Annotated in this window: 21 protein-coding genes; 4 read left to right on the forward strand and 17 right to left on the reverse strand. The window is 73.4% G+C overall.

Annotated elements, in window-relative coordinates; genetic code table 11:
- Positions 1-136: 136 nt before the first annotated feature.
- Both B4K29_RS13360 and B4K29_RS13365 read right to left on the reverse strand, forming a co-directional pair.
- Entirely contained in the window at positions 137-1,255 is a 1,119-nt protein-coding gene (locus B4K29_RS13360) for an AAA family ATPase (protein WP_286967685.1), read from the reverse strand.
- Positions 1,256-1,338: 83 nt separating this feature from the next.
- A complete protein-coding gene (locus tag B4K29_RS13365; protein WP_029211574.1) occupies positions 1,339-2,067 on the reverse strand; it encodes an SAF domain-containing protein in 729 nt (242 codons plus the stop codon).
- 220 nt (positions 2,068-2,287) lie between these two features.
- Between B4K29_RS13365 and B4K29_RS13370 the strand changes: the two genes are divergently transcribed.
- A complete protein-coding gene (locus B4K29_RS13370; RefSeq protein WP_019287658.1) occupies positions 2,288-2,530 on the forward strand; it encodes a helix-turn-helix domain-containing protein in 243 nt (80 codons plus the stop codon).
- On the opposite strand, the gene B4K29_RS13375 is transcribed toward B4K29_RS13370, so the two are convergent.
- The gene (locus tag B4K29_RS13375) at positions 2,521-3,063 is read right to left on the reverse strand and encodes a hypothetical protein (protein WP_019287657.1); all 543 of its coding nucleotides are present in this window, start codon (positions 3,061-3,063) and stop codon (positions 2,521-2,523) included. The genes B4K29_RS13370 and B4K29_RS13375 overlap by 10 nt on opposite strands.
- Before the next feature lie 161 nt (positions 3,064-3,224).
- Between B4K29_RS13375 and B4K29_RS13380 the strand changes: the two genes are divergently transcribed.
- On the forward strand, positions 3,225-4,091 hold the full coding sequence (locus B4K29_RS13380) for a LysM peptidoglycan-binding domain-containing protein (RefSeq protein WP_286967687.1): 867 nt from the start codon (positions 3,225-3,227) through the stop codon (positions 4,089-4,091).
- Positions 4,088-4,603: an Rv3235 family protein gene (locus tag B4K29_RS13385; RefSeq protein WP_019287655.1), complete on the forward strand. Its 516-nt coding sequence runs from the start codon at positions 4,088-4,090 to the stop codon at positions 4,601-4,603. The genes B4K29_RS13380 and B4K29_RS13385 overlap by 4 nt, the downstream gene beginning before the upstream one ends.
- Positions 4,604-4,668: 65 nt before the next feature.
- Here B4K29_RS13385 and secA read toward each other — a convergent pair whose 3' ends face one another.
- From secA to B4K29_RS13450, 13 genes are all read right to left on the reverse strand, one after another.
- Positions 4,669-7,401 carry a preprotein translocase subunit SecA gene (secA, locus tag B4K29_RS13390; RefSeq protein ID WP_029211576.1) on the reverse strand — a complete coding sequence of 911 codons (2,733 nt, stop codon included), beginning with the start codon at positions 7,399-7,401 and terminating at the stop codon, positions 4,669-4,671.
- A gap of 105 nt (positions 7,402-7,506) precedes the next feature.
- Positions 7,507-8,853 (reverse strand): winged helix-turn-helix domain-containing protein, encoded by a 1,347-nt coding sequence (locus B4K29_RS13395; RefSeq protein WP_286967689.1) that lies wholly within the window; start codon positions 8,851-8,853, stop codon positions 7,507-7,509.
- On the reverse strand, positions 8,850-9,572 hold the full coding sequence (locus B4K29_RS13400) for a response regulator (protein ID WP_029211578.1): 723 nt from the start codon (positions 9,570-9,572) through the stop codon (positions 8,850-8,852). The genes B4K29_RS13395 and B4K29_RS13400 overlap by 4 nt, the downstream gene beginning before the upstream one ends.
- A 117-nt stretch (positions 9,573-9,689) precedes the next feature.
- Entirely contained in the window at positions 9,690-10,391 is a 702-nt protein-coding gene (hpf, locus tag B4K29_RS13405) for a ribosome hibernation-promoting factor, HPF/YfiA family (RefSeq protein WP_019287651.1), read from the reverse strand.
- A 10-nt stretch (positions 10,392-10,401) separates the two neighbouring features.
- On the reverse strand, positions 10,402-11,253 hold the full coding sequence (locus B4K29_RS13410; protein WP_286967691.1) for a ComF family protein: 852 nt from the start codon (positions 11,251-11,253) through the stop codon (positions 10,402-10,404).
- 97 nt (positions 11,254-11,350) lie between these two features.
- Positions 11,351-13,123, reverse strand: a complete 1,773-nt coding sequence (locus B4K29_RS13415; RefSeq protein WP_286955824.1) for a GerMN domain-containing protein — start codon at positions 13,121-13,123, stop codon at positions 11,351-11,353.
- Complete coding sequence (mtrB, locus tag B4K29_RS13420; protein WP_286958483.1) at positions 13,120-14,916, reverse strand: MtrAB system histidine kinase MtrB; 1,797 nt, start codon at positions 14,914-14,916, stop codon at positions 13,120-13,122. The genes B4K29_RS13415 and mtrB overlap by 4 nt, the downstream gene beginning before the upstream one ends.
- Positions 14,917-14,919: 3 nt before the next feature.
- Complete coding sequence (gene mtrA / locus B4K29_RS13425) at positions 14,920-15,600, reverse strand: MtrAB system response regulator MtrA (protein ID WP_029211582.1); 681 nt, start codon at positions 15,598-15,600, stop codon at positions 14,920-14,922.
- A gap of 191 nt (positions 15,601-15,791) precedes the next feature.
- Entirely contained in the window at positions 15,792-17,264 is a 1,473-nt protein-coding gene (ahcY, locus tag B4K29_RS13430; protein WP_286967693.1) for an adenosylhomocysteinase, read from the reverse strand.
- A gap of 106 nt (positions 17,265-17,370) precedes the next feature.
- On the reverse strand, positions 17,371-18,567 hold the full coding sequence (locus B4K29_RS13435; RefSeq protein WP_239263885.1) for an SIS domain-containing protein: 1,197 nt from the start codon (positions 18,565-18,567) through the stop codon (positions 17,371-17,373).
- Between the two features lie 47 nt (positions 18,568-18,614).
- Positions 18,615-18,809, reverse strand: a complete 195-nt coding sequence (locus tag B4K29_RS13440; RefSeq protein ID WP_037215564.1) for a Trm112 family protein — start codon at positions 18,807-18,809, stop codon at positions 18,615-18,617.
- A 5-nt stretch (positions 18,810-18,814) separates the two neighbouring features.
- Positions 18,815-20,275 carry a phosphomannomutase/phosphoglucomutase gene (locus tag B4K29_RS13445; protein ID WP_286955829.1) on the reverse strand — a complete coding sequence of 487 codons (1,461 nt, stop codon included), beginning with the start codon at positions 20,273-20,275 and terminating at the stop codon, positions 18,815-18,817.
- A gap of 41 nt (positions 20,276-20,316) precedes the next feature.
- Positions 20,317-20,970, reverse strand: a complete 654-nt coding sequence (locus B4K29_RS13450; protein ID WP_286955830.1) for a DUF3499 domain-containing protein — start codon at positions 20,968-20,970, stop codon at positions 20,317-20,319.
- A gap of 61 nt (positions 20,971-21,031) precedes the next feature.
- Between B4K29_RS13450 and B4K29_RS13455 the strand changes: the two genes are divergently transcribed.
- Positions 21,032-21,490 carry a metallopeptidase family protein gene (locus B4K29_RS13455; RefSeq protein WP_029211588.1) on the forward strand — a complete coding sequence of 153 codons (459 nt, stop codon included), beginning with the start codon at positions 21,032-21,034 and terminating at the stop codon, positions 21,488-21,490.
- Between the two features lie 93 nt (positions 21,491-21,583).
- Here the strand turns inward: B4K29_RS13455 and B4K29_RS13460 are convergent.
- On the reverse strand, positions 21,584-22,757 hold a 1,174-nt coding region (locus B4K29_RS13460; RefSeq protein WP_286967696.1), incomplete at its 5' end, for a DUF5719 family protein.

The raw sequence follows: 22,757 nt of genomic DNA on the forward strand, positions 1-22,757 counted from the left end.
TCACACTACGGTGACGCATGTCGGTCCTGTGAGCCGTTGCAACATCTCCGCACGACTGGTCCCGCAGGCGAACCGTCCGTGATTTTCGATTACTCAGCGTGCTCGCTCGGTGGTGCCCGGCGGTCGGCCCTGCCGTTCACCCGACGAGGGCCGTGGCCACCGACGCGATGGCGTGACGCACGGGGGCATCCGCCGCGACGTCGTGCAGGACGGTCCCGGCGAGGAGTGCCGCGTCCACCCGCTCCACGTCCAAGGGCACCAGGACGGGTGCCTCGACACCCCCGAACCTCTCGAGGAGCGACTGGACGCGCGACATCGGCCGCGCGCCCACGGCGCTGGCCCGGAGGCGGTTGACCACGACCACCCCGATCTCCACGTCACGCCCGGCCAGGTCCTGCAGACCCCGGACCAGCCGCTGCAGGCCGACGGGGTCGCCGGCACCCACGACCACCACCTGGTCGGCGACGTCCAGCGCCGTCAGCGCCGCCATGTTGCGACGGGGCGCCACGGTGTCATAGCTCAGCTCGTCGTCGTCCTCGAGGCACGACGCGCAGTCGACCACCACGACGTCGCAGTCCAGGCGCGCCACCTCGAGCATCCGCTCGATCGCGCCCGACCGCAGCTCGGGCCACCGGTCGGGGCTGGGCAGACCCGTGAGCACCCGCAGGCGGGGCAGGACCTCCGGCGCCAGCCGGCCGAAGGAGGTGACGTCGAGGGTGCCGTGCTCGGCGGCCCGGCAGGCGGCGGCGACGCCGGGCGCCTCGTCGAGGATCGCGAGGTGCTGGGCGACCGAGGCGGCCTGCGTGTCGACGTCGACGAGGACGACCTCGCGGCCGCCGAGGGCGAGCTCGGCGGCCAGGTTGACCGCCACGGTCGTGCGGCCGGGAGCGCCCGCAGGCCCCCACACCGCGACCACCTGTCCACGACGGGTGATCTCGTCCTCCTCCGTCAGGTCGTCCCCGTCCCCGTCCGAGGGCACGGACGGGACGGCGAGGGCTCCCACCACCGCGCCGTAGAGGTCGGCCGCCGGCGCGTCGGGGGCGACGAACGTCCGGACGCCCAGCTGGCGCAGCATCGCCTCGCCAGCCTCGTCGTCCGGGTCGACGACCCCGAGGACACCCACCGAGCCCAGGCGCAGGTCGCGGACGGCACTCAGGTCCAGCCCCCGCAGGCGGGGCGAGACCAGCGCCACGTCCCCCAGCCGGGCGTGGGCCGCGGCGAGCAGGTCGGGCAGGTCGACGCACCGTCGACCCACCGTCACACGGGACCCGAGACGCCCGACCACCGCGCCGTCCCAGACATCCGGGAGCGCCGTGAGGACCGAGGGCCGCCGCGCCGTCACGAGTCCACCCGCAGCGCGGCGCCGGGCAGCGGCACGGCGGTGATCCGGTCGCGCGCGTCGACGGCCGCCAGCAGCTCAGGGACCACGGTGGCCGGGACCCACACCTGCAGCGTCACCGTCGAGCCACCACCCATCAGGCTCGCCCCCTCCTGGGGGTCCCGCGCGATCGTGGCGCCACCGACGACCTTGCGCGGGGCGGCATACACGTCCGTGCCACCGACGGCGCTGCGCTTGCTGACCCACACCTCGACGGCCGTTCCGCGGACCAGCGCCCCCACGGACCCGCTGGGCGCAGGGAGCGCGACCTGCCGCTGCCCCACCTGCTCGCGGGTGCCGAGCGCGTCTGCCGGCACCAGCTCTCCGGCGCGCACCGCCTGCACCACGTGCATCCCGGACGAGCCGACGGCCCCCGGAGCGACGTACACCCCGGTGAGGTCGCCGAGGCGGACCTCGACATCCCTCAGGTCGGCCGGGGCCACCGCCTCCCCCGGGCTCAGGTCTCGGGTGGCGACGAGCGCGTGGGTCGTGTCCTTGGCCGCGGCGACGACGCGAGCGCCGAGCACCACCGAGGCCAGGACGAGGAGCACCCCCACCACGAGCCGGGCGTCGCGCCAGGACGGTTGGCGCAGCCGCCGGGCGGTGGGCCGCGGCGAGGCCGACGAACCTGATGAGGCCGACGAGCCTGACGACGTGGTGCCGGTGGCGGTCGGACGAGAACGACGCATGAGACCTCCTGCTGCTGGACGGCCGCACGTCGAGGCGAGCCGTGGCTCCATCGTCGTCAATCCGCAGCGGACGCGTCGCCCGTCATCCACAGGCCGCCGAGTTGTCCACACCCTCGCCGCTCGGCGAACGCACGAAGGGCCCGCCCGCCCTAGACTCGTCCTCGCCGGGCACCGACGTGGCCCACCTGCCCGACAACCGCCTCATGAGGAGCAGCACTCCATGGCCAAGCGTTTCATCCAGCTCGCCGAGGTCGCCGAGATCCTCGACATCTCCTCCGCGCAGGCCTATGCGCTGGTGCGCTCGGGCGAGCTCCCGGCCATCAAGGTCGGCGGACGAGGACAGTGGCGGGTGGAGACCAGCGAGCTCGAGGACTACATCGAGCGGATGTACTCCGAGACCAAGGCTTTCGTCGCGGCCCATCCCTTCGGCTCGGTCGACCCCGACGCCGGCGCTCAGAGCTGACGCACCACCGCGAGGGCGCTGAAGGGCACGGTCGTCCGCGAGCGCCCCTCCGCCGCGCGCACGGTCAGGTCGGCAGGCACGACGAGCAGGTCCAGGTGATCCTGACCCACCCGGTCCAGGACGCCCTCGTTGACCACCCCGGTGACGTCGTGCGCTCGCACCGGGCGTCGGTCCCGGGCCAGGTCTCGCACCGCTCGGCCGAGCCCCGGCCGGTCCCCCAGCGAGAGCGGGCCCGGACGGTCCCCCAGCCGATCCACGCGCACCACGGACGCCAGCGGCACCACCGCTCGTCGACCGCCGTCCTCCAGCACCACGCAGTCGACCATCACCTCGTCGACCTGGCCTGACACCTGCTCCCCTCCCAGGACGTGCACGCGCACCCCGGAGCGGGCGACTCCGGCGAGCCGGGCAGCAAGGGTGATCCCCGCCCGATCCCGACGAACCCGGTCGGCGAGCCCGGCCAGCTCGTCCGCACGCCGCTGCTCCTCGACCCGACCCTCGAGGTCGTCGAAGAAGCCGTCCCACCGATCCATGTCGCGCCTCCTGCACTCAGGGTACGTCCAGTGGCCCTGCGTGACTGTCATCGTCAACACAGAGACACGAACCGTCGAGGCCTCCTCACCCTGAGTTCCAGGAACGACTCTTTCAGCATCACCCATAGGCAAACGATCGCAAACTTCCTACAGTCGCTGCCATGTCCAGCCGACCCCTGCCCGTGCACGCCACCCGTCCGCGTCGTGCCCGCGCAGCACTCGTCATCGCCGGGACGGCCCTGGGCGCCGCGGCCTGCGTCGTCGTGGCCGTCCTGCTCGGCCGGCAGCTGGTCGAGGCCGGCACCGGCTCGTTGGGCCTGCCGGACGTCCTCGTCTCGGCGGTCGAGCTCGCGCTGGCGCTCGGGGCCGGCGCCTGGCTGGCACGGACCTCGACCGACGTCTGGTCCCTCTCCCAGGAGGCCGCGAGGTGGGACGCCGGGCCCGGCTCGCCCTCCCACCTGATGCTCCCCACCGGGCGCGCTCGGGTCGCCGCCCTGCTCCTGGGCGTCAGCCTCGGGGCCACGGCCCTCCCGGCCCAGGCCGCGCCCCGGTCGCCCGCGGCCACCGTCGCGTCGACGGCTGGGACCACCGCGGCGGCACCCGCGACCCCGTCCGACGGCTCCCGGGCTCGGTCCACCGCGGGCTGGACGACGTCCTCGTCCCCGGGCTCCAGGCAGGGCGACCGCGCTGGTGCCCCGGCCGGCCCCGTGTCACCGGAGCTCCGAGCGCCTGCTCCTCCCCAGCCCTCCCCCGTCGACCCCGAGCTGCGACCGGCCCGCCAGGCCCAGACCGGTCGCCCCGCACCGGCGGCTACCCACGTCGTGGTGCGTGGGGACACGCTGTGGAGGATCGCGGCTCGACACCTGCCGCCCGACGCCGACGCCGAGACCGTGGCGCGGGCCTGCGCCGCCTGGCACGACCGCAACCGCGACACCATCGGCCCGGACCGTGACCTGATCCTGCCGGGACAGGTCCTGACCGCCCCGGTGGCCGCACCCACCGTGAACCAGCTCCAGGGGAACCCATGACCGTCATCGCGACCCGTCCGCACCTGCGCCCCGCGCCGGTGATCGCCCCGGAGCCGCTGGACACCGCCGGCGGCGTCGTCACCCTGCCGCTCGACGACGAGCCCGACCACGACCGCCAGCCGGTGCTCGCGCTCGACTTCCACGAGCGGGACGCCTTCTTCGGGCCCCAGCCGACCGCCAGCGCGGACCTGCCGTCCGCCCGGGTCTGGGCCCAGCAGGTCAGTCAGGCCCTCGTGGAGGTGCTCGGAGCGCATCGGCCGGTCAGCCAGCTGGTGCGCTGGACCACCACCGACGTCTACGCCCGGCTGGCGCGCGGGTCGCAGGCCGTCGGCAACCGGCACGCACGTCGTGGCCGACGCCCGGTCGTGCGCAGCGTCCACGTCTCGGGCGACCGCGACGGCCTCGCCGAGGTGACGGCGGTCGTCGTCGTGGGCGAGCGGGTCCGTGCGCTGGCCTTCCGGATGGTCGGTCGCGACGGCCGCTGGGTCATCGACGAGCTCGTGGTGGGCTGACCCCACCAGCACGAACGCCCCCGCACCCGGCTACCCGGTGCGGGGGCGTTCGTCATACAGGCTGGTCAGCGTCCCTTGCGCTGGCTGCGCTTGGCGGCGCGACGCTCCTTGCGGGAGCCGGCGGACGAGTCGGGTGCGCCCTCGTCGTGCTCCTCGACGCCACCGTCCTCGCCGGGCGCGCTGTAGTGCAGCCGCTCCTGATGACGCTCGGGCTCCAGGCCCTTGGCCTTGAACTGTGCCTTGGCCTCGGCCTTGGCCTCGGCCGCGTCGGAGAGGCGCTGAGCCTCCTCCTCGCCGATCTCCACCTCGAGGTTGAACAGGTAGGCGACCGACTCCTCCTTGATCCCGTCCATCATGGCCTCGAAGAGCATGAACCCCTCGCGCTGGTACTCGACCAGCGGGTCGCGCTGGGCCATCGCACGCAGGCCGATGCCCTCCTGGAGGTAGTCCATCTCGAAGAGGTGCTCGCGCCACTTGCGGTCGAGCACGGAGAGCAGGACCCGGCGCTCGACCTCGCGCATGACGGGCTCGCCGAGCTCCGCCTCGCGCTGGTCGTAGGCGTGCTGGGCGTCCGACTTGAGCTCCAGGGCGAGGTCCTCGCTCCGCAACGCCGACCGGCCGCCAGCGTCCGCCTCGAGCTCCTGCCAGGTCACCGCGACCGGCCAGACCTGGCGCAGCGCCGTCCACAGCCGGTCGAGGTCCCACTGCTCCGGGAAGGCCTCACCGGTCTCGGCCGTGACGTAGCCGTCGACGACGTCGTTGATGAACAGCCGGATCTGGTCCTGGAGGTTCTCGCCCTCGAGGACGCTGCGTCGCTCGTCGTAGATGACGGTGCGCTGGCGGTTGAGGACGTCGTCGTACTTGAGGACGTTCTTGCGGATCTCGAAGTTGCGGCCCTCGACCTGGGTCTGCGCGCTCTGGATGGAGCGGCTCACCATCTTGGACTCGATCGGGACCGACTCCTCGATGTTGGCCCGGGCCATGAAGGTCTCGACCATCGCGCCGTTGAACATCCGCATGAGGTCGTCCTGCAGCGACAGGTAGAACCGGCTCTCGCCGGGATCGCCCTGGCGACCGGACCGGCCGCGGAGCTGGTTGTCGATGCGGCGGGACTCGTGCCGCTCGGTGCCGAGGACGTAGAGCCCGCCGTAGCCGACGACCTCCTCGTGCGCGGTCGCGGTGGCCCGCTCCGCCGCCGCGAGCGCCTCGTCCCAGGCCGCTTCGTACTCCTCCGGCGTCTCGTCGGGGTCCAGCCCGCGGGCCTTGAGGTCGGCCATGGCGCGGAACTCGGGGTTTCCGCCGAGGATGATGTCGGTGCCTCGACCGGCCATGTTGGTGGCGACGGTGACGGCGCCCTTGCGCCCGGCCTCCGCGACGATCGCGGCCTCGCGCTCGTGGTGCTTGGCGTTGAGGACCTCGTGCGGCACCCCACGACGACGCAGCAGCTCGGAGAGGTACTCCGACTTCTCCACGGAGGTGGTGCCGACGAGGACCGGCTGGCCCTTGGCGTGCCGCTCCTGCAGGTCGTCGGCGACGGCCTCGAACTTGGCCGCCTCGGTGCGGTAGACGAGGTCCGGCTGGTCCTTGCGGATCATCGGGCGGTTGGTCGGGATCGGCACCACGCCGACCTTGTAGATCTGGTGCAGCTCGGCGGCCTCGGTCTGGGCGGTGCCGGTCATGCCGGACAGCACCTTGTAGAGCCGGAAGTAGTTCTGCAGCGTGATCGTGGCGAGCGTCTGGTTCTCGTTCTGGATCTCGACGCCTTCCTTGGCCTCGATCGCCTGGTGCATGCCCTCGTTGTAGCGACGGCCCGGCAGCATGCGGCCGGTGTGCTCGTCGACGATCAGGACCTCGCCGTTCATCACGACGTAGTCCTTGTCGCGCTTGAACAGCTCCTTGGCCTTGATGGCGTTGTTGACGTAGCCGATGAGCGGGGTGTTGACCGACTCGTAGAGGTTGTCGATCCCGAGGAAGTCCTCGACCTTGGCGATGCCTGCCTCCAGGATGCCGACGGTGCGCTTCTTCTCGTCGACCTCGTAGTCGCCGGCGCCGTCGGTCCCGCGCTCGAGCCGCTTCACCAGGCGGGCGAACTCGACGTACCACTTGGTCGCCTGGTCGGCGGGCCCGGAGATGATGAGCGGGGTGCGCGCCTCGTCGATGAGGATCGAGTCGACCTCGTCGACGATCGCGAAGTTGTGGGGGCGCTGCACGAGCTCCTCGGTCGACCAGGCCATGTTGTCGCGCAGGTAGTCGAAGCCGAACTCGTTGTTGGTGCCGTAGGTGATGTCTTTGGCGTACTCGGCCCGCCGCTGCTCGGGCGTCATCGAGGCGAGGATGCACCCGGTCTCCAGCCCGAGGAAGCGGTGCACGCGGCCCATCTGCTCGGCCTGCGTGGACGCGAGGTAGTCGTTGACCGTGACGATGTGGACGCCCTTGCCCTCGAGGGCGTTGAGATAGGCCGGCAGGGTCGCGACCAGGGTCTTGCCCTCACCGGTCTTCATCTCGGCGACGTTGCCCTGGTGCAGCGCTGCCCCGCCCATCAGCTGCACGTCGAAGTGCCGCTTGCCGAGGGTGCGCTTGCTGGCCTCGCGGACGACGGCGAAGGCCTCGGGGAGGATGTCGTCGAGGGTCTCGCCGTCCGCGAGTCGCGCCCGGAAGGTGTCCGTCTCGGCCCGCAGCTCGGCGTCGGTGAGGCGCTCGAAGTCCTCCTCGACGGCGTTGACCTGGGCCGCGATGCCCTGCAGCCGGCGGAGGGTCTTGCCCTCACCGGCGCGCAGCAGACGCTCGATCACTGACACGTTGAGCTCCCTCGATGATGGATGACGCGTGGGGGCCGACCCCCTGGTCGGCGCACACCTGGCCCAGGGTAGTCCGTCCTGCGGGCGCTGGGTGGCAACCCGGCGTCAGCGAGCTGGTCGGTCCGCACGCACGCCGTCATGGACAACGTCGGGGACGCCGAGCCAGTGCCCGAGCGTGGACAGCTCCTGCTGCAGCGCGACCACGGCCTCCTCCGACGCGGCGCCGTCCTCCCAGTGCAGCCCGCGGACGAGCAACCGGCCGGTGGGCCGGTCCGCCTTGAGGTCCACGCGCGCCACGAGCCGCTCGCCGTGCAGGAACGGCAGGACGTAGTAGCCGTGCACCCGCAGCTCGGCGGGCACATAGATCTCGAGTCGGAAGTCGAAGCCGAACAGCGCCCGGGTCCGGTCCCGCTGCCAGACCAGCGAGTCGAACGGGCTGAGCAGGGCGCTCGCCGTCACCGTGCGAGGCACCCTGGCGTCCCGGTGCACGTATGCCGCCGCGCGCCACCCCTCGACGGTCACCGGGACGAGCGCTCCCGCCGCCACGAGGTCGGCGACCGCGGGGCCGACCTGCTGGGGCGAGAGGCGGAAGAAGTCCCGCAGGCAGCGCAGCGTGCCGACCCCCAGCGCGCGGGCGGACAGCTCGACCAGCCGCCGGACGTGCTCGGCGTCGAGCGTGGCGTGGGGCTCGGCCTGGGGCTTGGCGTAGGGCTCGGCGGACGATGTCGGCGATGTCGAGGACGACACCTCGGCGGCGGCCCGCGCGGCGCGTGCGGCGGCCACGTCGTCCAGGACGGCGCGGGGCAGGACGCGCTCCAGGGCGGCATACCGCCGCTCGAAGCCGGCCGTCCGCCCGGCGCTGGTGATCCGCCCGGCCCAGAAGAGGTGCTCGAGGGCGTTCTTGACCAGGGACCAGTTCCAGCCCCAGTCGTCCCGCTGCCGGGGCAGGTCGTGGGCCAGGGCGCGCTCGACCTCGCGCGAGGTCAGCGGACCGCGCGTGACGACCTCTGCCAGCACCGCGGCCACGAGCTCGGGGTGCTCCTGGGCGACCCGGCGCATGCCGCCCCAGGCGTCGTCCTCGGCCCGGCGCATCCGCACGTCGAGCAGCGGCCAGGTGGTGGGCGGGACCAGGCTGGCCTCGTGGGCCCAGTACTCCACCATGCGGCGGGGGGCACGGTCACGCAGCCGGTCCAGCAGGGCCGTGTCGTAGGCGCCGACGCGGGAGAAGAACGGGAGGTAGTGGCTGCGGGTGAGGACGTTGACCGAGTCGATCTGGACGACCTGGACGGTGGACAGGACCCGCACGAGGTCGCGTGCCGTCACCACCTCCGGGCGGGGGCGGGTGAAGCCCTGGGCCCCGAGCGCCATACGACGGGCCTGCGACAAGGTGAGCCGACGCACCGGGGAGGCCGGCCCGGTGGCGGTCCCGAGATCGTCCCGTCGCGCGGTCATTCGGGCAGTTCGAGGATCTTCTGGCGGACGGCGTACATCACGGCCTCCATCCTCGAGTGCAGCTGGAGCTTCTCGAGGATGTTGCGGACGTGGTTCTTGACGGTGTTCTCCGAGATGAACAGGTCCGTGGCGATGTCCTTGTTGGCCATCCCACGCGCCACCAGCTTGAGGACCTGCAGCTCGCGGTCCGTGAGGCGGGGCACGGGCATCTGCTGCCCCTCCTCCTGCCGCTTCATCATCAGCGCGAACTCGGCGAGCAGCTTGGAGGCCATGGGTGGGGAGATCAGCGACTGACCAGCGTGGACCTGGCGGATCCCGACCGCGATGTCCTCGCCGGGCACGTCCTTGAGCAGGTAGCCCGTCGCGCCGGCCCGCACGGCGTCGTAGAGGTCCTGCTCCTCGTCGGAGATCGTCAGCATGATCACCTTGCTCGACGGGACGACCTCCCGCACCCGGGCCGTGGCCTCGGGGCCGGACAGCCGGGGCATGCGCACGTCCATGAGGACGACGTCCGGGATGAGCTCCTCGGCCTGCGCGACCGCGTCGGCGCCGTCGCTGGCCTCCCCCACGATCTCGATGTCGGGCTCCTGGGCGAGCACCATCTCCAGACCCCGGCGATAGAGCACGTGGTCGTCGGCGACCAGCACCCGGATCCGCTCTGGCCGCGTCCGGTCGCCGGGGGCGTGGGATCGGGGGTGGATGTCCTGGATGCCCGTCATGCCCGCATGATGCCACGGTGGTGGGCCCCAGCGCGGTCTGGCGTGCCGGTCACGCCCGCGTGCCGAGGGGCGGCCCACCCGTGGTGGGCCGCCCCTGGGCGGTGGTGCGAGCGGCGGTCAGGTCGAACGACTCTCGAGGTCGGACTCGGGCTGCACCTCGCTGTCGAGGTGCAGCACGCCGTAGGACCAGCCGCGCCGGCGGTAGAGCACGCTGGGCGTGCCCGAGTCGGCGTCGGTGAACAGGAAGAAGTCGTGCCCGACCATCTCCATCTCGTAGAGCGCCTGCTCGAGGTTCATGGGAGCGGAGCTGTGGTGCTTGACGCGGACCTCGATCGGTGAGTCCGCGACCTCGACCACCTCGGGGCCGTCGTCCTCCGGGGTGGCGGAGGGGCTCTCCCCGGCTCCTGCGCCGGAGCCCGCGTCGGTGGCGGTGAGCTGCGGCGTGGCGGCGGCACCGGGTCCGGCGTCGACCAGCTGGGCGGGGGGCGGCACGTCGGTGGACGTGGTGACCTTGCGGCGCTTGCCGCGACGGCGGTCGTTGGCCTTCTTGAGCCGGTCCAGGAGCTTGTCCGCCGCGACGTCGAAGGCGGCGTACTTGTCGTCCGAGGTCGCCTCGGCCCGGATGACCGGGCCCTTGACGCGGCACGTGATCTCGACGGTCATGGTGCCCACGCCGTTGGCGCTGCCGTGCTTGGAGACGACGATGTCCAGACGAGGATCGCGGTTGGCGAGCAGCTCGATCTTGTCGAGCTTCTCCTGCGCGTGGTCTCGGAACCGGTCGGTGACGGGGACGTGACGGCCGGTGATCTGGATGTCCATGAATTCCCTCCTAGGGAGTGACCTGCTCGACATACTCAGGCCCGTCGGGCCTGTGGAGAACTGTGTCGAACCACCCCCGTCCATCTGGGAGGACCACGCTCGTCATCGAGCCGTTACCCGACGTTAGCGCACGCCGTCGGTGATTGCCCAGCGCGCCCCGTGGCGGGTTGCGGCGGGTCGCGGCGACCACCACGGCACCGGCCACCTCCACCCCCTCGGAGCGCAGCGCCCGGGCGGCCTCGACGAGCGTGGCGCCGGTGGTCAGCAGGTCGTCCACCAGCAGCACCGGCCGCCCACGCAGGTGCTCGCACGCACCTCGCGAGGTCACGCGCATGGCTCCACGCAGGTTGACCGCGCGCGCCTCCTGACCCAGCAGCGCCTGGTCGGCGGGACGGCCCCGCGTCGTGAGGACGGAGCGGTATGACGCCCCGGCCACCTCGCCGGACGCGGCCGCGACGAGCTGCTCGAGCGGGCGGTCGCCCCGCCGCCGGCGGGCGGCCGGGGACGTGGGGACCGGAACCACCGCCACGCCCCGCCGCGGGGGCGGGCGCAGCGCCCCGACCGCCAGGTCGAGCGCCGGGACGAGCAGCTCGAGCAGGGTGCCGCGCAGGTCGCGCCGCCCCTCGTCCTTGTAGGCGTGCAGCACCCGGCGGACGACGCCGTCGTTGACCGCCGTGGCCACGACGGCCGGCAGACCCGGCGGGCAGGGGTCGGGCAGCACGACGCGGGGACCGCCGGGGTAGCACCACCCCCACAGGGCCGATCGGCAGGCCGGGCACACCCGGCCGCCTGGACGGCCGCACGCGCCGCACACCACCGGGAGCGCCAGGTCGACCAGGGCGGAGGCGAGCGTGGGAGTCACGCGCCCCAGCGTCCCACCCGCGTGGCAGCGGGCGGACGGCATACGGCCGGCCTGTGGATGGGGCCCGTCGGCCGTCCACAGGTCGACGTGCGCCAGCTCAGTGGCCGGGGACCACGAAGTCGCTGGTGCTGGACACGATCGGGGTCAGGCCGTTGCCGGACCGGACCAGCGCGGCGCCGCGGCGCGTGGTGACCACGATGCTGCGGCTGCCGCCGAAGGTCGTGATGCCCGTGGGGTTGCGGACCGTCCCCAGCACCTGGCTGGGTCCGCTGATCGGGGCGATCACCACCCGCTGCTCGCTCTTGGTGTCGACGGCGCCGACCACGCCGATCGTCTCGGCGTCGAGCCAGGTCGCGTCGGTCACGTCCGTCGAGGCACCGCCCACGGCGATCGGCGTGGCCAGCCCCACGGGGCGACCGTCGCGGCGTAGCACGCCGGCGACCCCCACGGTGGACGGCCCGCCACCGATCGGCTCGGACACGACGAGGACGCGCTGCCCCTCCGCGGAGGGCCGCAGGGCGACCACCCTCCGGTCGGCCAGCCACGGCACGTTGATCGCGACCGGTGGGCGACCGCTCAGGTCGGAGGTCGGCTGGACGAGCACGCGGGTGCCCGCGGTGGTCCGACCGGCCAGCCAGAGGTAGCCCGCGGGGTCGTAGGCCGGGCGGGTGAGGTCGGTGGCGAACCCGCGCACCCGCACCAGCCGGCCGTCCCGCCAGCGGGCCAGCTCCTCCTCGTCGCCGTCGAGGCCCGCGATCTCGTGCCCGTCGGCGGATGCGGCGAGGCGATACCACTCCGGGCCGACGTCGGGCAGCGGGGGGCCGTCCGCGCGCGCCTCCTTGCGCGACCGGTTCTCGGTGAGCTGGCGCGGGTCGACCCGCTCCAGGCCGGCGCCGCTGCGCAGCAGGACCGGGCCGGTCGGCGCCTCGGCGTCGCGCAGGTCCACGTCCTCCGCCCCGAGGGCGCGGTCCGGCAGCCCGGGCACGCTGAGCCGGGCGCCGTCCGCCTCCAGCTGCACCGCGTCGACGCCTCCGACGGCGGTCAGGGTCGTCGTGATCTGCTGCCACATGCGCCGCCGGTTGAGGTCGTCCGCGTTGAGGGCCCGGCTGCTGAGGACCACGCGGGCCGTGCCGCCCTCGACCGACACCGAGCCGTGGGCCAGCTCGGTGTACTCCGGCACCCCCGTCAGGACCGCGCCCTGCAGGTAGGTCGGGGGCGGCGCGAGCTGGGCCCGCGCGAGCCGGGTCACGAGCCCCGGGCCCTGCAGGAACCAGCGCCGGTCGGTCACGCCCGTGCCATCCGGCGTGACATAGGTGATGGGGAAGCTGGTGTAGAGGCCGAAGTCCGCGCGGCTGATCCACACCGTCGGCCGTCCGTCCAGGCCGCCGTCGATGCGCCACTGGTCACCGACCTTGACCAGGCGCAGCGCGACCGATCGCGTCTGGCCGGGCGGCAGCTCGGCGTAGTGCCCCTCGCGGTCCAGCTGGGCGCTGATGCGCCCCGTCACCGTCACCGTGCCGGGCGCGGTGACCTTGACCGTGAGCGCCTCGGGGCCGTCGTAGATCCAGGCCGAGCCGTCCGGCTGCCACTGGCCCGACGCCCTGGGGGTGAGGTACTCCCGCGCCACGCTGCTGTCGTCGTCCGCCCCCAGGCCCTGCCGCAGGAAGTCCGTCACCAGGTCGTCGGCGTCCGACCCGGACACCGGTCCGCGCGGGATGATCCGCACCCCCGCGTCCTGCGCGCCGCCGACCGCCTGCCCCTGGACCACCGGCGTCGATCTCGGCAGCCCGGAGCAGCCCGCCGCCAGGACCGCGGCCGCGAGCGCGAGGCCCCAGGCACGGGCCGTATGACGTGCCCGGCCCGGCCTCACGGGTGGTTCACCCCGGTCGGGTCCTTGTGCGGCGCCGCCGCGAGCTGGTCGGGCAGCAGCGCGAGGACCCCCGCCGTCCCGGCGTCGAGCGAGGTGCCCGGGACCGGGTCGAGGACCTCGTTGGTCGACTGGGTGGGGACCGGCGGGTTGACGCGCAGGCCGAGGGGCTGCATGGGCAGCGGGGACTCGGTCACGTCCTCGCCGAAGGTCAGCGGCAGCGTGAGGCGGAAGCACGAGCCGACGCCGGGCTGGCCCCAGGCCTCGAGCCAGCCGTGGTGCAGGTGGGCGTCCTCCATCGAGATGGACAGCCCGAGACCCGTCCCACCGGTGGTGCGCGCCCGAGCCGGGTCCGCGCGCCAGAACCGGGTGAAGACGAGCGACGCCTCCCCCGGCCGCAGCCCGACCCCGCTGTCGCGGACCGCGACGGCGGCGGCCTGGGCGTTGCGCCCGATCTCGACGTAGATGGGCTCCCCCTCGCCGTGCTCGATGGCGTTGACGACGAGGTTGCGCAGGACGCGCGTGATCCGCCGCCGGTCCATCTCGGCGACCACCGGCTGGGTGGGTGCGACGACGCTGACGGTGCTGCCACGACGCTCGGCCAGGGCCGCCGCGTCGTCGACGACCTCCCGCGCGATCTCGCGCAGGTCGCCGGGCGCCGGCTCGATCGTCGCGGCCCCGGCGTCGATGCGGCTGATCTCGAGCAGGTCGGTCAGGAGGTTCTCGAACCTCTCCAGCTGACCGGTGAGGAGCTCGGCGCTGCGAGCCGCGCCGGCGGAGAAGTCGCCCCGGGCGTCGTACAGCACGTCGGCCGCCATGCGCACCGTGGTGAGGGGCGTGCGCAGCTCGTGCGACACGTCCGAGACGAACTGCTGCTGCAGCCGGGACAGCCCCTCGAGCTGGACGATCTGGGTCTGCAGGCTGGACGCCATCCGGTTGAAGGACCGGCCGAGGACGGCAATGTCGTCGGTGCCCTTGACCGCCATCCGCTGGTCCAGCCGACCCGAGGCGAGCCGCTCGGCCACCTGCGCGGCCCGTCGCACGGGATCCACGACGAGCCGGGTGACGACGAACGCCACGCCGCCGATGAGGACGATCAGCAGGCCCCCGGCCAGCAGCAGGTTGCGGGTCACGATGTCGAGGGCCTTGGACTCGGCCCGCATGGGATAGGCGTAGTAGAGGTCGTAGCCACCCACCCCGGGCGGCAGCTGGACCCGCGCCCCCACGACCACGGTGGGCAGCTCTCCGTCGTCGCGCGCCAGGGTTACCACCTGGATCTGCTGGTGCCCGCGGTCCGCCTGCACCCGGCCCTGCAGGGTCGCCGGGATCTCGCCGAGGGTGAGGTCCCCCGCCGCGACGGTCGGCAGCGGCTTGCGCGTGTTGTCCTGCGCGGGCGTGAAGATCACGTCGCGCGACAGGTCGGGGGCCTTGTCCTGCTGCACGATGTCGGTGGCCATCTGGCGCAGCGCGGCGTCGTCGGTCTTGTCGGCGTCGTCGAACCTCGCCTGCGCCGAGCGCACCCGGGCGGCGGCGTCGTTGGAGGCGGTCCGCAGCTTCTCCTCGGTGAGGCCGTCGGCCACCCGGCCGTGCAGGTAGGACCCGACGATGAGCAGCATCGCCGTCCCCAGGACCATGGTGCTCGCGACCGTGCGCAGCAGCAGGGACCGGCTCCACAGCTCGACCAGCCGGTTGACGCCGTGCCGCAGCCACGGCCAGGAGCGTGACAGAGCACCACCCCCGAGACGAGCGATCCGACCTCGCAGGGCCGCGAGGTCGGACTTGAGGGTGCGGGCCATGGCCTAGGCCGGTCCGCCGGCCTTGTAGCCCACCCCGCGGACCGTCAGCACGATCTCCGGGTGCTCGGGGTCGTGCTCGATCTTGGACCGCAGCCGCTGCACGTGGACGTTGACCAGGCGGGTGTCCCCGGCGTGGCGGTAGCCCCACACCTGCTCCAGCAGCACCTCGCGCGTGAAGACCTGCCACGGCTTGCGCGCCAGGGCGACGAGCAGGTCGAACTCCAGCGGCGTGAGGGACAGCGCCTCGTCGCCGCGCTTGACGGCGTGCCCCGCCACGTCGATCGACAGGTCACCGATGGTCAGGTGCTCCTGCTCGACCTCCTCGCCACGCCGCAGCCGGACCCGCATGCGCGCGATCAGCTCGGCCGGCTTGAACGGCTTGACGATGTAGTCGTCGGCGCCGGACTCCAGCCCGACGACCACGTCGGTCGTGTCGGTGCGGGCGCTGAGCATCACGATCGGCACGCCCGACTCCGCGCGGATGCGACGACACACCTCGACGCCGTCCATGCCCGGCAGCATCACGTCGAGCAGCACCAGGTCCGGCTTGACCTCGCGGAAGGCGGGCACGGCGGCCGTGCCGGTGGCCACGTGCGTCACGTCGAAGCCTTCGTTGGTCAGCACGATGCCCAGCATCTCGGCGAGCGCGAGGTCGTCGTCGACGACCAGGATCCGGCTCTTCACGGGGGGTGCTCCTTCGCTGCGGGACGTCCTGCGTCATCTTCACACACAGTGGGCCCGGGATAACGGAAGGGTCACGGCCCGACGGCGTGTCCCGGGGTGACCAGGCCGTATGCCGCAGCGGGCCGACGCCTCCGGGGTGGAGGCGTCGGCCCGCGGCATACGGCAGGTGCGCGGTCAGGCAGCGGACCCGCTCAGTAGCGGTAGTGCTCCGGCTTGTAGGGGCCGGCGACGTCGACGCCGAGGTACTGCGCCTGCGGCTTGGTCAGCTCGGTGAGCCGCACGCCCAGCGCGTCGAGGTGCAGGCGGGCGACCTTCTCGTCGAGGTGCTTGGGCAGGACGTAGACGTCCGTGGAGTACTCCCCCGGCTTGGTGAACAGCTCGATCTGGGCGATCGTCTGGTTGGCGAAGGAGTTGGACATCACGAACGACGGGTGCCCGGTCGCGTTGCCGAGGTTGAGCAGGCGCCCCTCGGACAGCACGATGATCGAGCGGCCCGCGGGCTGGCCGTTCTCGCCGGTCTCGGCGAAGGTCCACTCGTGCACCTGCGGCTTGATCTCGGTCTTGGTGATGCCGGGGACCTTGGCCAGGCCGGCCATGTCGATCTCGTTGTCGAAGTGGCCGATGTTGCCGACGATCGCCTTGTCCTTCATCGCGACCATGTGCTCGGTGCGGATGACGTCGTAGCAGCCGGTGGTCGTGATGAAGATGTCCGCGGACTCCACGACGTCCTCGAGCGTGGCGACCTGGTAGCCCTCCATCGCGGCCTGCAGCGCGCAGATCGGGTCGATCTCGGTGACGATGACGCGCGCGCCCTGGCCGCGCAGCGAGTCCGCGCAGCCCTTGCCGACGTCGCCGAAGCCGCAGACGACCGCGACCTTGCCGCCGATGAGGGTGTCCGTGGCGCGGTTGAGCCCGTCGATCAGCGAGTGGCGGCAGCCGTACTTGTTGTCGAACTTGCTCTTGGTGACCGAGTCGTTGACGTTGATCGCCGGGAAGAGCAGCTCGCCGTCGCGGGCCAGCTCGTAGAGGCGGTGGACGCCGGTGGTGGTCTCCTCGGTGACGCCCTTGATCTCGGCGGCCACGCGGGTCCACTTCTGGGGGTCCTCCGCGAGGGTGCGGCGCACGAGTGCCTTGAAGACGCCGAACTCCTCGGAGTCCTCCTCGGTCGTGGGGGGCACCTGGCCGGCGGCCTCCCACTCCTTGCCCTTGTGGACGAGCATCGTGGCGTCGCCGCCGTCGTCGAGGATCATGTTGGCGTAGACCTGCTCGCCGGATGCGTCCTGGCCCCACATCAGGATCTGGTTGGTGCAGTCCCAGTACTCCTCGAGCGTCTCGCCCTTCCAGGCGAAGACGGGGACGCCCTGCGGGTCCTCGGGGGTGCCCTGCCCGACGACGATGGCGGCGGCCGCCTCGTCCTGCGTGGAGTAGATGTTGCAGCTGGCCCAGCGGACCTCGGCGCCGAGCGCCGTGAGGGTCTCGATGAGCACGGCGGTCTGCACGGTCATGTGCAGCGAGCCGGCGATGCGGGCGCCGGCGAGCGGCTGGGCCTCGGCGTACTCCTCGCGGAGCGACATGAGGCCGGGCATCTCGTGCTCGGCGAGCCGGATCTGGTGGCGGCCCGCCTCGGCGAGCGAGAGGTCGCGGACCTGGTGGTCGAACGTCACGATGGACAGTCCCTTCGGTTGGTATGACGACAGTCTGGGCCCGGCGCCGCCCATCTGGGCTGCACGGTTTCACCTGCGCCGACCGTCGGCCAGTCTAGGTGACGGGTCAGGGGTGGCCGGCCGCGCGCAGGTTGGCCACGTGCGGGTTGGTGGAGGGGTCGAGCCCCAGGCCGAGGGCGGCATAGGTGCTGAGGAAGTCCGTGAGCGCCATGACCTCGGCGAGCCGCACGGCCGGGTGGCCGGCCTCGCTCGAGACCTCGTGCACCCGGACCCCGACGTCGTGCGCCTCCTGGAGCACCAGGTCGGCCAGCGAGGACTGCGCCGGCGGTATGTCGCGGCCGCCCTCGCGCAGCATGAGCAGCCCGAGCGGCGGCTCCTCGGGGGCGTCGAGGAAGGGATCGGCGAAGATGTCCCGCCCGCCGGCGCCGCCGGGCGCGCCACGCCCACCAGACCGGGCTCCGACGCCCTGGCCCCCGGCCGCGGTGTAGGGCCCGCCGAAGGTCGCGACGACCTGCGACGCCGCGTCCGGCAGGGAGCCGTACATCGCCGGGATGCGGGCCGTGCGGGCCAGACCCGCGACGGCGCGGTGGGCGGCCACCCCCATGAGCGGGCCGTCCCCCAGCACGACGGGGACCGTCTCGACCAGCGTCTGCGCGGCGATCTTGGCGGGGTTGACGAAGCACTCGGACGACGGGCGGCAGGCCTCGGCCTGCGCGTCGAGGCGGTCGGCGAGCTCGTCGAGGACGGGCGTCGGCAGGTCGACGACCCCGAGGGTGGCGCTGGCGACCAGGACGGGCGTCAGCAGGGACCACAGCGAGGTCCGGGAGGACACGACGCCCCGCGGGACCGGGACGTGCAGCCCTCGCGCCCGGGCGGTGACGTCCGCGAGCGGCGACTCGGCCGCCCCGACCGTCACCAGCTGGGCACCACGACGGCCGGCCTCGGCGGCGAGGCCCAGCGGGCCGGGAGCGCGTCCCGACAGCGAGACGGCCACGACGAGGTCCAGGGGCCCGACCCAGGCGGGCAGGGGTCCTGCGGCGCGCTGGGAGACGGGCACCGGGCTGTGGGCCTCGGCGAGCACGGTGAGGACCTCCCCCACCACCGCCGACCCGCCGAGCGCGGCCACGAGCACGGCCCGAGGACGCTCCTCGCGACCGAGCCGGTCGACGCCGGCCTCGACCGCCAGGTGGGCCGCCTCCCGGACCTGAGCCCCTGCCGTGGCGAGCGCCCGGAGGTGTCCGCGCGAGTCGAGGCGCTGCACCTCGTCGAGGTCGTCGACCAGTGCTTCGTCCAGCTGCGGCATCGCCGGCCCTCCTCGGGTGGTGCGGTGCGGGTGCTCGTGCGGGTGGGTCAGAGGGTGCGGGCCTCGTCCATGAGCAGGACGGGGATCCCGTCGACGATCGGGAAGGCCACGCCGAGCTCGGCGCAGCGCAGCTCGGGGCCGTCCGGGCCCTCGGCGTCGACGAGCTCGTGCTCGCCGCCCGGGGACCGCAGGATCTCCCGCAGCCAGGGCTGGATCGTGGTGCTGGTGGTGGGCTCGGACATGTCGGTCACGCCTTTCCTCGGATGATCGTCAGGACCTCGTCGCGGACCCGCTCCATGGTGGGCCGGTCGGCTGCCTCGACGTTGAGTCGCAGCAGGGGCTCGGTGTTGCTCGGGCGGACGTTGATCCACCACAGCGGGCCGTCTCCGTCCGCCTCGTGGGTCGCCGTCAGGCCGTCCAGCTCGTCGACGTCCAGCCCGCGCTCGCGCGCCCACGCGGTGACCTCGGCGCTGCGGGCGGCCTGGTCGTCGACGGTGGAGTTGATCTCGCCGCTCGCGGCGTAGCGGTCGTAGCGGGCCACGAGCTCGCTGAGCGGACCGTCCTGCTCGCCGAGCGCCGCCAGCACGTGCATCGCCGCGAGCATGCCGGTGTCGGCGTACCAGAAGTCCTTGAAGTAGTAGTGCGCCGAGTGCTCCCCGCCGAAGACCGCGCCGTGCTCGGCCATGGTCGCCTTGATGAAGGAGTGCCCCACCCGGGTGCGCACGGCCCGCGCCCCGACCTCCGCCACGACCTCCGGGACGGCCCGCGAGGTGATGACGTTGTGCACGAACGTGAGGTCGGCGGCCGAGGCGCCGGTCTGCGTCATACGAGCCGTCTCGCGGGACACGATCAGCCCGGTGATCGCCGAGGGGCTGACCGCCTCGCCACGCTCGTCGACCGCGAAGCAGCGGTCGGCGTCGCCGTCGAACGCCAGGCCCACGTCGGCCCCGTGCTCCACGACGGCGCGCTGCAGGTCGACGAGGTTGGCGGGCTCGAGCGGGTTGGCCTCGTGGTTGGGGAAGGTGCCGTCGAGCTCGAAGTAGAGCGGGACCACCTCGAGCGGCAGGGCGGGCAGACCGGCCGCGTCGCCGAGGACCGCGGGGACCGTGAGCCCGCCCATGCCGTTGCCGGCGTCGACCACGACCTTGATGGGGCGGTTGCGGCGCGGCGACGAGAGGTCCACGAGAGAGCGCAGGAACGCGGCGTACTCGCCCAGCAGGTCACGCTCGACGATGGCACCGGTCCGCCGCTCGCCCTCCCTGTCGTCAGAGGGGTCGTCGCCGTCGAGGATCGCCTGCGCCAGGTCGCGCACCTGCGCGAGACCGGACTCCTGGCCCACCGGGCGCGCCCCTGCCCGGCACAGCTTGATGCCGTTGTAGGCCGCGGGGTTGTGGCTCGCCGTGAACATCGCGCCCGGCACGTCGAGGTGCCCGGCGGCGAAGTAGAGCCCGTCCGTGGAGCACAGGCCGATGATGGTCACGTCCACGCCGTGCTGGGCGGCCCCCTCCGCGAAGGCCCGCGACAGCTCCGGCGACGACGGGCGCATGTCATAGCCGATCACCAGGCTGGTCGCGCCCTCGGGCAGGATCACGGCCCGGGCGAACGCGGAACCCAGCGCACGGGACACGCGGGAGTCGAGCTGCTCGGGCACGAGGCCCCGGACGTCGTAGGCCTTGACGAAGGTCGAGAGGTCGGTGCGAGAGGTCACGACGGGGAGCCTACCGGTCCGGGTGCGACGGGCGCGGGTGGTCAGGAGGAGCGGGCCGGCGTGGTGCCACCGGGCTCGTCGGAGGCGACCGCGTCGTCGGGCACGTCGGGCGCTCCGGGCACGTCGGATGCGTCGGAGACGTCGGGTGCGTCGGGTGCGTCGGAGACGTCACCCGTGGCGGAGCGGCCGGGAGCGCCGGGAGCGTCGGTGTCGAGGTCGCGCAGGACCCGCAGGTGACCGCGACGACCCACCTCGACGGCGGAGACCGTCCCCGACTGGCGGGCGACCCGCGCCGAGACCTCACGGGCCTGCTCGGACGTGCGCGGCGTGGCGACGACCGTGCGACGCTCCGCACCCGCGCCACCATCTCGGGACTGCGACTGGGACTGTGCCTGCGACTGCGGCTGCGGCTGCGAGGAAGGCCGCCGGCGCGGGCCTCGGACGGCGTCCGCGATCGCCACCAGCTCGTCCGGGGCGGGCTCGGGCTCCGCGAACTCCGGCACCAGCCGCACGACCTCCCACCCGCGCGGGGCGGTGAGCCGGCGGGCGTGGTCCGCGCACAGGTCGTACGAGTGCGGCTCGGCAAAGGTCGCGAGCGCCCCGAGGACGATCTGGGAGTCGGCGTAGACGTAGGTCAGCGTCGCGACTGCCGGTCGGCCGCACGGGGTCTTGGAGCACAGTCGCTGGACGGTCACGGTGGGCAACCCTAGTCCTGGTTCTGCGGCAGAGCCATCGGCGCGCCGTATCGTGATGGCCGTGACCGATCCAGCCCCCGACCCGCACCCCACCACGGCTCGTCGGCTCGCCCGCGACCGCCGGGGCCGCGGACGACGCGGCCCGCTCGCGTGGCCCCCGGTGCCCGAGATGACCTCGCGCGAGGACCGGTTCGACCAGCTGGTCCTCGACGCGGTCGAGCGGCTCGTGCCCCGGGCGGCGGGTCGGCTGGACGGCGTGGAAGTCGCCGTCGAGCTGGTGCCGGGCGGCGACGTCCTCGTCGCGGCGGAGCGGGAGGGGTCGATCCCGCTGGGCCACGCCCGCCAGGGCCAGGGACGATCCGGGCCGCGCATCGTCGTCTACCGCCGGCCGGTGGAGTCACGGGTCCGCGACCGCACCGAGCTCGCAGAGCTGGTCGACACCGTGGTCGTGGAGCAGGCGGCGGCCCTGCTGATGGTCGCCCCCGAGGACCTGGACCCGGACTACGACGGTCACCCCTGAGGGTCACCCCGCCGCAGCCGCGCTGGAGTTCCGCACGGGGCGTCCCCCTGCGCGGCTGCCCCTGGCGTGCCCCTCGGGATGGCCCCTGCAGGCTCAGCGGGAGGGCGACAGGACATACGGCGTGGTCGTCTGCCACGGGGCGACCAGCGGGGCGACGGTCACCAGACCGCCGTCGGCCTCGGACACCACCGCGGCCCGCACGCCCTGCGCCGCCGACACCCACACCGAGGTCGCGTCGCCGACGTCGACGGCGCTGGTCCCCCGGGCGGGGACGTCGACCCGGCGCGGGGCCGTGGACCCGTCGCCTCCCACCACGGTCACGGTCGTGGCCACGGCGGTGTCGCCCGGGTTGGTGAGCGCGACACGGTGCCTGAGCCTGGCGCCCTCGGGCTGGCCCAGCGGGAGACCGGCCAGGTCGTCCAGCGCCGGGACCGCCGGCACCCAGGCGAAGTCGCGGACGGGCGCTCCCACCGACCCCGATCCCTGCGGGCGTCGGCCGTCGGCCCTCCCGAGATAGGCCGCCGCGGCAACGGGGGCCGTGGCCGACACGCGGACGCCGTAGGTGCCGGCGGGCAGGGAGGGCAGACCCACGTCGCGGCTGGCCCCGGCGGGGATCCGCACGGGCCGCAGGGGGTCCCCCACCGGGCCGTTCGGACCGAGGGTGGTCACTCTGACCTCCGTGGCCCGATCGGCGACCCCGGCGACCCGCACCACCGTGGGGTCGTCGGGGCTGGCGACGACCAGTCCGGGGACGACGAGGTCCTGGCCGGTGGCGCTGGGTGCCACGTCGTCCGCGCCGCGGGCGGTGATGCCGTCGAGCCACCCGTCGTGCAGCGACGCGTGGACGGTGCCGCCGCGCACGTGCACCTGCGCCGTCGGGCTGGCCTCCGTGCCGTCGAGGGCGTCGAGGAGCACGACGGTGCGTCCGCGGGGCTCGACGACGACGTCGCGGCCCGCAACGCTCGCGATCGGCCCGGTCGCGCCGTGCAGCGTCAGGTCGACGGTGACCGGCGTCTCGTGCGGGTTGGTGAGGACGAGGTGCTCCTGGCGGCCGGCCTGGCCCGCACCCGCGGGGAACCAGGCATCGGTCACGGGCACGCCGCAGGGGACCGACACCAGGGCGGCCCTCTCGCCGGACGTCGCCAGGGACCGTTGCACCGCCGCCAGCGCGGGCGCCAGTCGCTGCGTCGCGGTGACGACCCCGGACCTCGGTCCCGCGAGCCGCGCGGTCGCGGCGCTGCCGGGCGCGGTGACCCGCTGCGCGTCG

This window comes from Arsenicicoccus sp. UBA6765, assembly GCF_002453335.1.
In the GTDB taxonomy this organism is placed as follows: domain Bacteria; phylum Actinomycetota; class Actinomycetes; order Actinomycetales; family Dermatophilaceae; genus Arsenicicoccus; species Arsenicicoccus bolidensis.

Coding starts and splice junctions, on each gene's coding strand:
- B4K29_RS13365 (WP_029211574.1), bottom strand. CDS start 2,067: ATGCGTCGTTCTCGTCCGACCGCCACCGGCACCACGTCGTCAGGCTCG.
- B4K29_RS13370 (WP_019287658.1), top strand. CDS start 2,288: ATGGCCAAGCGTTTCATCCAGCTCGCCGAGGTCGCCGAGATCCTCGAC.
- B4K29_RS13375 (WP_019287657.1), bottom strand. CDS start 3,063: ATGGATCGGTGGGACGGCTTCTTCGACGACCTCGAGGGTCGGGTCGAG.
- B4K29_RS13380 (WP_286967687.1), top strand. CDS start 3,225: ATGTCCAGCCGACCCCTGCCCGTGCACGCCACCCGTCCGCGTCGTGCC.
- B4K29_RS13385 (WP_019287655.1), top strand. CDS start 4,088: ATGACCGTCATCGCGACCCGTCCGCACCTGCGCCCCGCGCCGGTGATC.
- B4K29_RS13395 (WP_286967689.1), bottom strand. CDS start 8,853: ATGACCGCGCGACGGGACGATCTCGGGACCGCCACCGGGCCGGCCTCC.
- B4K29_RS13400 (WP_029211578.1), bottom strand. CDS start 9,572: ATGACGGGCATCCAGGACATCCACCCCCGATCCCACGCCCCCGGCGAC.
- hpf (WP_019287651.1), bottom strand. CDS start 10,391: ATGGACATCCAGATCACCGGCCGTCACGTCCCCGTCACCGACCGGTTC.
- mtrB (WP_286958483.1), bottom strand. CDS start 14,916: ATGGCCCGCACCCTCAAGTCCGACCTCGCGGCCCTGCGAGGTCGGATC.
- B4K29_RS13435 (WP_239263885.1), bottom strand. CDS start 18,567: ATGCCGCAGCTGGACGAAGCACTGGTCGACGACCTCGACGAGGTGCAG.
- B4K29_RS13440 (WP_037215564.1), bottom strand. CDS start 18,809: ATGTCCGAGCCCACCACCAGCACCACGATCCAGCCCTGGCTGCGGGAG.